Origin of the sequence: Methylobacterium sp. WL116, from assembly GCF_008039455.1 — a bacterium.
Lineage (GTDB): Bacteria > Pseudomonadota > Alphaproteobacteria > Rhizobiales > Beijerinckiaceae > Methylobacterium.
On the sequence record NZ_VRUV01000213.1, the window covers coordinates 1 to 7486 of the forward strand.

Sequence of the window (7486 nt, forward strand, 5' to 3'; positions counted from 1 at the left end):
GCCAACACGCCGGCGCGCAACCCGCTGGCGGCGCCGACGCTGGCGCTGGCCGAGCGCCTCGCCGCCGAGTGGGCGGCCCAGGGCGAGACCATCGACCCGGCCGGGATGCCGTTCACGCGGCTGATCAACACCTCGATCGACGGCGTCGCCCCGCGCATGGCGGCGGTGGCCGAGGATCTGTGGCCCTACGCCAGCACCGACCTCGTCGCCTATCGCGCCGGCTCGCCCGAGCGCCTGGTCGCGGCGCAAGCCGAAGCCTGGGACCCGATCGTCGCGTGGGCGCGCGAGGCGCTGGGCGCCCGGCTGATCCTGAGCGAGGGCGTGATGCACGTCACGCAGCCGGAGGATTCGGTCGCGGCCCTGCGCCGGGCGGTGTCGGCGATCGACGACCCGTTCCGGCTCGCCGCCTTCCACACCCTGACGACCTTGACCGGCTCTCTGCTGATCGCGCTGGCGGTGCTCGCCGGCCGCCTCACCGCGGAGGAGGGGTGGGACGCGGCCCATGTCGACGAGACCTACCAGGCTGCCGTCTGGGGCGCCGACGAGGATGCCGCGACCCGGCTCGCCGGGCGCAAGGTCGAGTTCCTGGCCGCGGCCGAGGTGGCGGCGCTCGCGCGCTGAGCGAAGTGGTCGCGCTGGCGCGCCCGGCGAGGTGGCGGGCCAGGCTTTGCCGGAGCGGTCGCGCACCGGAAAATTCGCCTTGTCGCCTCGCCAAATCAGGTTCAATTCCCCGGCGCGGAACCGCGTGCTAAGGCGCTTCGAAGCTTGAGCGGGCCGGCCTCCTCGGCCAGCTTAGGCAAGACAAGACTCTTCCGACGCCCGAGGCAGGACCGCTCGACCCATGAAGGACATTCTGGAAAAGCTCGAGGAGCGCCGGTCGCTCGCCCGCCTCGGCGGCGGCGAGAAGCGGGTCGACGCCCAGCACAAGCGCGGCAAGCTCACGGCGCGCGAGCGCATCGAGCTCCTGCTCGACCACGGGTCGTTCGAGGAGTTCGACATGTTCGTGCAGCACCGCTCGACCGATTTCGGGATGGAGAAGCAGAAGATCCCCGGCGACGGCGTCGTCACCGGCTGGGGCACGGTCAACGGCCGGACCGTGTTCCTGTTCTCGAAGGACTTCACCGTGTTCGGCGGCTCGCTCTCCGAGACGCACGCGCAGAAGATCATCAAGGTCCAGGACATGGCCCTGAAGATGCGCGCCCCGATCATCGGCATCTTCGATGCCGGCGGCGCGCGCATCCAGGAGGGCGTGGCGGCGCTCGGCGGCTACGGCGAGGTGTTCCGGCGCAACGTCGCGGCGTCCGGCGTCATCCCGCAGATCTCGGTGATCATGGGGCCGTGCGCGGGCGGCGACGTCTACTCGCCGGCGATGACCGACTTCATCTTTATGGTCCGCGACACGAGCTACATGTTCGTCACGGGTCCCGACGTGGTGAAGACCGTCACCAACGAGGTCGTCACCGCGGAAGAGCTCGGCGGGGCCAAGGTCCACACCACGAAGTCGTCGATCGCCGACGGCGCGTTCGAGAACGACGTCGAGGCGATCCTGCAGATCCGCCGGCTGCTCGACTTCCTCCCGGCCAACAACATCGACGGCGTGCCGGAGATCGAGAGCTTCGACGACCCGCTGCGGCTCGACAAGTCGCTCGACACGCTGATCCCGGACAACCCGAACAAGCCCTACGACATGGGCGAGCTGATTCGCCGGGTCGTCGACGAGGGCGACTTCTTCGAGATCCAGGCGGCCTACGCCCGCAACATCATGACCGGCTTCGGCCGGATCGAGGGCCGCACGGTCGGGTTCGTGGCCAACCAGCCGATGGTGCTGGCGGGCGTCCTCGACTCGGACGCCTCGCGCAAGGCCGCCCGCTTCGTGCGCTTCTGCGACGCCTTCTCGATCCCGATCGTGACCTTCGTCGACGTTCCGGGCTTCCTGCCGGGCACCGCGCAGGAATACGGCGGCCTGATCAAGCACGGCGCCAAGCTGCTGTTCGCCTACTCCCAGGCGACGGTGCCGCTGGTGACGATCATCACGCGAAAGGCCTTCGGCGGCGCCTACGACGTGATGGCCTCCAAGCATGTCGGCGCCGACCTGAACTACGCCTGGCCGACCGCGCAGATTGCGGTGATGGGCGCCAAGGGCGCCGTCGAGATCATCTTCCGCAGCGAGCTCGGCGACACCGACAAGATCGCCGCGCGCACCGGCGAGTACGAGGACCGCTTCCTGTCGCCGTTCGTGGCGGCCGAGCGCGGCTACATCGACGAGGTGATCATGCCGCATTCCACCCGCAAGCGCATCGCGCGGGCGCTGGGCATGCTGCGCACCAAGGAGATGGAGCAGCCCTGGAAGAAGCACGACAACATCCCGCTCTGAGGGCGGGAGGCAACGAGGTGCGGGTCGTCGACCGCACCGCGAAGGCACGTCTTGTGATACTGGCTGCTGATATCATATGAAGCTCGGCGGACGGCATCGGACGACGCTGGCGGCGATCTTCGCCGACCCCGTGCGCTCGGGTGTCGTCTGGTCCGACATTGAGTCCCTGATGAGCGCGTGCGGCGCGGAGATCACGGAAGGCCGCGGGTCGCGGATCCGGGTGGCCCTGCACGGGGTGCGGGCGGTGTTTCACCGGCCTCATCCGCAGGAGGAGACGGACAAGGGCGCGGTCAAGTCGGTGCGACGCTTCCTGATCGAGGCTGGAGTCACGCCATGACGACGATGCAGTATCGGAACTACGAAGCCTCCGTCGAATACGATGCGGAAGCCGATATCTTTCACGGCGAGGTCTTGGATCTCCGCGACGTGATCACGTTCCAGGGCCGGTCCGTCGACGAGCTGAAGCAGGCGCTCGCCGACAGCGTCGAGGATTACCTAGCCTTCTGCGCCGAGCGCGGGGAAGAGCCGGAGAAGGCCTTTTCCGGGCAGTTCGTGGTGCGCGTCGAGCCGGGCCTGCATCGCGCGCTGGTCTCGTCGGCGCGCCGGGCCGGAATCAGCCTCAACAAGTGGGTCGCCCGCACGTTGGAGCAGGCGGCCGATTGAGGCGGCCCTCCGCGCTCAGCTCCGGTCGCTGTGCTCGATCACGGCGCACATCGTCAGGGGGCCCTTGTCGGTGCCCGAGACGGAGCAGGTGATGCGGGCGCCGCCGGCGTCGACGTTGCTGTGGCGCAGGCGGCTCGCGGCCTCGCGGGCCTTGTGGGCCGCCGTCTCGATCACGTCGGCCGCGATGCCGGTGACGGCGTGGCCGGCCTTGCCGAACAGGGCGTAGTAGCCGTCGGGCGGGGCGTCGCCGCGGAACTGCGCGCCGACCGACGAGAGCTGCGGGCCGCCGCAGGACAGCGTCAGGGTGGTGCCGTCGCCGGCCGTGAAGTTGGCGAAGTCGGCGCTGCGGTTGCCGGGACTCGCCGTCGTCGCCTTGGCGACCTTGTCGATCAGGTCGCCGCATTCGTCGGCGAGCGCCGGGACGGGCAGGGCGAGGATGAGGCCGACGAGGAGCGCGCGCATGACGGGAACGTAGCGTGCGTGCGCGAAACGGCCAGCGCCGGCGCGTGAGGCGTCTCGCCGCTCAGGCGGTGGGCGACGGGCTCGACCCGAGCTCGAGCAGAACGATCTCGGGCGGCACGCCGAGGCGGACCGGGATGCGGCTGACGCCGAACCCGCCCGAGACGATCATGTGGCGCCCGTCGGTGACGACGTGGCCGTAGGAATAGTCGTGCCCGTGGATCGGGCGGATCGCCGGCGAACGGCCGAGCAGGCGGATCTGGCCGCCATGGGTGTGCCCGGCAAGCGTCAGCGACACCCGCTCCGGCACGTCGACGAAGGCGTCCGGCTCGTGGATCATCAGGATCACCGGCGCCGCGTCGGTCACCTTGGCCATCGTCGCGGGCAGGTCGTCGCGACCGCTGTCGTCGTCGAAGACCAGGAACGGCTGCTGGTCGCCCAGCCCCGCGATCCAGAACGGGTGCCCGTCCTTGGAAAGGCGCAGCGCGTCGTTCTCCATCACCGGGATGCCGACCGCCTCGAGCACGCGGCGTGCTTCCGGCACGCCGCCGCGGGCCGCCTGGGCGGCCGCGTCGTCCCACCAATCGTGGTTGCCGAGGATCGAGTAGGTGCCGAGCGGCGCGCGCAGGCCCGCGGCGAGCCGCGCGAACTCGGGCAGCGGCACGCGCTTCCAGGCGATGCGGCCGGCGGCCGGATAGTCGCCGAGCATGAGGATCAGGTCGGGCGACAGCGCGTTCGTCGCGTCGACGATCTCGGCGACGCGGTCGAGCGGCATGAACGGCTCGCAGACGTGGAAGTCGGCGAGCACCGCGACCTTGAGGGCGAGCCCCGGCGCCCAACCCGGCAGGCGCGGGGCGTAGCGGGTCACCACGAGGCGATGCAGCGGCTCGACGCCGAAGGCGTAGGCACCGGTCGAAAGCCCCGCCGCAGCGAAGGTGCCGCCGATTCCGGTCAGGACCTGCCTGCGGCTCGGCAGGATCAGCATGGAAGCCTCGGGTTCGCGTCTGTCGGGCGCTCCTAGCGCGGCACTCCGGCGAAAGCGCGGCGCGGGCTGGGAGCGGGCGACGATGACGCGAACCCGTCGAGAAAGTCTGAACCGAACCGTCGGGAACGGGGCGGTTCGCGCGATCGGTCAGTCGATCGGCGCATCCTCGTGCACGATGCCGAGCACGCCCTTGCGGTTGGTCTGCGGGGCGACCTTGCCGGCCGGCTTCACCGAGTGGGCGGCTGCGGCGAGCGCCGGAAGCGCGAGGGGACGGAAGCCGTAGCGGGCCTCGGCCTGGTCCATCTGCCGGCGCTCGGGCTCGTGAGCCTGGGCCTGCATCTCCGAACCTTGCATCGCATCGGGGGCGTACATGGGTTTGCGTCCTGTGGTCGTTCGCGTGACGGTCGCGCCGTCGCTTCGTGCCCCCACGCCGCTCCAGGGCGGTGGCGGGCGATTCGAGATCATCCCCCGGGTCCTGAGCCGGCGGATGAACGATAAGGGTGCAGCCGGGATGAACGCAGGCTTAAGAAAGCGCTGCCGCGTCGCAGCATTCCAGGGGGCGCAGTACGGTGCTAGAGGGATGGCATCGCCTCCAGCCCTTCGGCGCGGATCCACGCCGCGGTCCGGTCGAGCGCCCGTGTCAGGCGGTCGAACAGGGCGTCGATCTCGTCCGCGGTGATGATCAGCGGCGGGCAGACGGCGATGCGGTCGCCCATCAGGAAGCGCACGATCAGCCCTTCCGCTTGCGCGAAGGCGACGCAGCGGGCGGCCACCCCGGCCTTCGGCTCGTACTGCCGGCGCGAGGCCTTGTCGGCGACGATCTCGAGCCCGCCGATCAGGCCGAGGCCGCGCGCTTCGCCGACGATCGGGTGCTCGGCCAACGCGGACAGCCGCGCCTGGAAGTGCGGCGCCTTCGCCGCCACGCCCTCGACGATGCGCTCGCGCTTGTAGATCTCGATGGTCTTCAGGGCGACGGCGCAGGCGACCGGGTGGCCGGAATAGGTGGTGCCGTGCCCGAAGGTGCCGATCTTCCGGCTCTGCTCGCGCATCGCCTCGTAGAGCGGCTCGTCGATCGAGACGCCGCCGAGCGGCACGTAGCCCGAGGTCAGGGCCTTGGCGAAGGAGAGTGTGTCCGGCCGCATCCCCAGCGCCTCGCTGCCGAACCAGGTGCCGAGGCGGCCGAAGCCGCAGATCACCTCGTCGGCGATGAAGCGCACGTCGTAGCGGGCGAGCACCGCCTGGATCGCCGCGAAGTAGCCCTCCGGCGGGACGATGGCGCCGCCCGCGCCCATCACCGGCTCGGCGACGAAGGCGGCCACCGTCTCCGGCCCCTCCCGCAGGATCGTGGCCTCGAGCTCGTCGGCCAGCCGCTGCGAGAACGCCGCCTCCGTCTCGCCGGGCTCGGCAAACCGGTAGACGTGCGGGCAGCCGACATGGAGGAAGCCCGGCAGCGGCAGGTCCCAATCGGTGTGGTTGGCCGGCAGCCCGGTCATCGAGGCGGTGGCGATGGTGACGCCGTGATAGCCGCGCTGGCGCCCGATGATCTTCTTCTTCGGCCGGCCCAGCGCATTGTTCAGGTACCAGGCCAGCTTGACCTGCGTGTCGTTCGCCTCCGATCCCGACGAGGTGAAGAAGATCTTCGAGGTCGGGACCGGCATCAGCTCCTTCAGCACCTCGGCCAGCTCGATCGCCGGATCGTGGCTGCGGCCGGAGAACAGGTGGGTGAACGGGAGCTTGCCCATCTGCGCGCGGGCGGCCTCGACGAGCTCGCCGTTGGAGTAGCCGAGCGCCGTGCACCACAGCCCCGCCATGCCCTCGATGTAGGGGCGGCCTTCCGTGTCGTAGACGTGGACGCCCTCGCCGCGCTCGAGCACCAGCGGCCCGGCGCCCCGGTGCGCATCGAGATTGGTGTAGGGGTGGATCAGGGTTTCGACGTCGCGGACGGCGAGGTTCGAGAGCATGCGGGCGATCCGGTGCTGTGGCGCGTAGGCCCGCCACACTACCGACCCGATGCGGGCTCAGGTACCCCGGCAGAACCGCGCGGCCTCGGCCGGGCCCCTTTCGTAACCGCGAAGCCTCGACGCGATGCTCGATCCCGCCACCATCGTCGCGACGCCGGCCCCCGGCCGCGCCTGCGGCGCCTGCACGCTGTGCTGCAAGGTCTACGACGTGCCCGCGGTCGAGAGCGTCGCCGGGCAATGGTGCCGCCACACCCGGGCAGGGCGCGGCTGCGCGATCCATGCCGACCGGCCCGACCATTGCCGCGCCTTCCACTGCCTGTGGATGACGGAGAGCTGGCTCGGCCCCGAGTGGAAGCCCGATCGCGCCAAGATGGTGCTCAGCCTCGATCCGGTGAACCGCAACATGAACGTGCAGGTCGACCCCGGCCAGCCGAAGGCGTGGACGCGCGAGCCGTATTACGGGCAGCTGAAGTCCTGGGCCGCGGCCTCGCTGCCGATGAAGCGCCACGTGCTGGTCCACCTCAACAAGGCGACGACGGTGGTGCTGCCGGACCGGGACGTACCGCTCGGGACCCTGACGCCCGACGACCGCATCACCATGCGCGAGCGCATGGGCCCGCACGGCCCGACCTTCGACATCGCGGTCGTCCGCGCCGCCTGAGGGCAACCGTCGATCGGGTGCCTTTAACCCCTCCGCAACCATACCGCGCGATAAATCCGCGACCGCCATCCTCGTACCGGAACCAGCCGGGAGGATCGTCGGGCGTGGCTTTTCCAGTACGGGTCGGTTCGGCGTGGGCACGAGACGAGGACGACGCGGACGGGGCCTCATCGGGCTCGGCACCGCCTTCACGCCCTGGATGGCCGGCCTCGGGCTGCTGGTCTCCTTCACAGCGAGCGCCGGCACCGAGACCAGCTTCGGGTCGAGTAGGCTGACCGAGAGCGACGCACGCCTGGTCCCGGCCCTGCCGGCCGGCACCGTGCTGATCGGCGCGAGCCTGCGCCGCGACGGCGCCGGCGCCCTCCTCACCATCGAGCGGGCGG

General features: G+C 70.5%; 9 protein-coding genes and 1 pseudogene. 6 read left to right on the forward strand and 4 right to left on the reverse strand.

Annotation, left to right across the window (positions count from 1 at the left end):
• From FV223_RS15600 to FV223_RS15615, 4 genes are all read left to right on the forward strand, one after another.
• Positions 1 to 621 (forward strand): ATP12 family protein (locus FV223_RS15600; protein ID WP_147727894.1); only part of this gene is annotated, 621 nt, incomplete at its 5' end.
• Between the two features lie 220 nt (positions 622 to 841).
• Positions 842 to 2374, forward strand: coding sequence for an acyl-CoA carboxylase subunit beta (locus tag FV223_RS15605; RefSeq protein ID WP_147727895.1), 1533 nt, complete (start codon positions 842 to 844; stop codon positions 2372 to 2374).
• Between the two features lie 76 nt (positions 2375 to 2450).
• Positions 2451 to 2711, forward strand: coding sequence for a type II toxin-antitoxin system HicA family toxin (locus FV223_RS15610; RefSeq protein ID WP_147727896.1), 261 nt, complete (start codon positions 2451 to 2453; stop codon positions 2709 to 2711).
• On the forward strand, positions 2708 to 3037 hold the full coding sequence (locus FV223_RS15615; RefSeq protein WP_147727897.1) for a type II toxin-antitoxin system HicB family antitoxin: 330 nt from the start codon (positions 2708 to 2710) through the stop codon (positions 3035 to 3037). Before FV223_RS15610 ends, FV223_RS15615 begins: the two co-directional genes overlap by 4 nt.
• A 15-nt stretch (positions 3038 to 3052) precedes the next feature.
• Here FV223_RS15615 and FV223_RS15620 read toward each other — a convergent pair whose 3' ends face one another.
• The 4 genes from FV223_RS15620 to FV223_RS15635 form a co-directional block, all read right to left on the reverse strand.
• Positions 3053 to 3499 carry an ABC transporter ATPase gene (locus FV223_RS15620; protein ID WP_147727898.1) on the reverse strand — a complete coding sequence of 149 codons (447 nt, stop codon included), beginning with the start codon at positions 3497 to 3499 and terminating at the stop codon, positions 3053 to 3055.
• Between the two features lie 61 nt (positions 3500 to 3560).
• Positions 3561 to 4481, reverse strand: a complete 921-nt coding sequence (locus FV223_RS15625) for a metallophosphoesterase (protein WP_147727899.1) — start codon at positions 4479 to 4481, stop codon at positions 3561 to 3563.
• Positions 4482 to 4628: 147 nt separating this feature from the next.
• Entirely contained in the window at positions 4629 to 4853 is a 225-nt protein-coding gene (locus FV223_RS15630; protein WP_147727900.1) for a hypothetical protein, read from the reverse strand.
• Positions 4854 to 5053: 200 nt separating this feature from the next.
• Positions 5054 to 6442 (reverse strand): aminotransferase, encoded by a 1389-nt coding sequence (locus tag FV223_RS15635; RefSeq protein ID WP_147727901.1) that lies wholly within the window; start codon positions 6440 to 6442, stop codon positions 5054 to 5056.
• Between the two features lie 124 nt (positions 6443 to 6566).
• Between FV223_RS15635 and FV223_RS15640 the strand changes: the two genes are divergently transcribed.
• Both FV223_RS15640 and FV223_RS15645 read left to right on the forward strand, forming a co-directional pair.
• Entirely contained in the window at positions 6567 to 7103 is a 537-nt protein-coding gene (locus FV223_RS15640; RefSeq protein ID WP_147727902.1) for a hypothetical protein, read from the forward strand.
• Positions 7104 to 7236: 133 nt separating this feature from the next.
• Positions 7237 to 7486: pseudogene (locus FV223_RS15645) on the forward strand (hypothetical protein); the annotation flags it as partial.

Bases quoted from the DNA above. Each gene is read 5' to 3' on its own strand.
- FV223_RS15605 (WP_147727895.1), top strand. From the start codon at position 842: ATGAAGGACATTCTGGAAAAGCTCGAGGAGCGCCGGTCGCTCGCCCGC.
- FV223_RS15610 (WP_147727896.1), top strand. From the start codon at position 2,451: ATGAAGCTCGGCGGACGGCATCGGACGACGCTGGCGGCGATCTTCGCC.
- FV223_RS15615 (WP_147727897.1), top strand. From the start codon at position 2,708: ATGACGACGATGCAGTATCGGAACTACGAAGCCTCCGTCGAATACGAT.
- FV223_RS15620 (WP_147727898.1), bottom strand. From the start codon at position 3,499: ATGCGCGCGCTCCTCGTCGGCCTCATCCTCGCCCTGCCCGTCCCGGCG.
- FV223_RS15625 (WP_147727899.1), bottom strand. From the start codon at position 4,481: ATGCTGATCCTGCCGAGCCGCAGGCAGGTCCTGACCGGAATCGGCGGC.
- FV223_RS15630 (WP_147727900.1), bottom strand. From the start codon at position 4,853: ATGTACGCCCCCGATGCGATGCAAGGTTCGGAGATGCAGGCCCAGGCT.
- FV223_RS15635 (WP_147727901.1), bottom strand. From the start codon at position 6,442: ATGCTCTCGAACCTCGCCGTCCGCGACGTCGAAACCCTGATCCACCCC.
- FV223_RS15640 (WP_147727902.1), top strand. From the start codon at position 6,567: ATGCTCGATCCCGCCACCATCGTCGCGACGCCGGCCCCCGGCCGCGCC.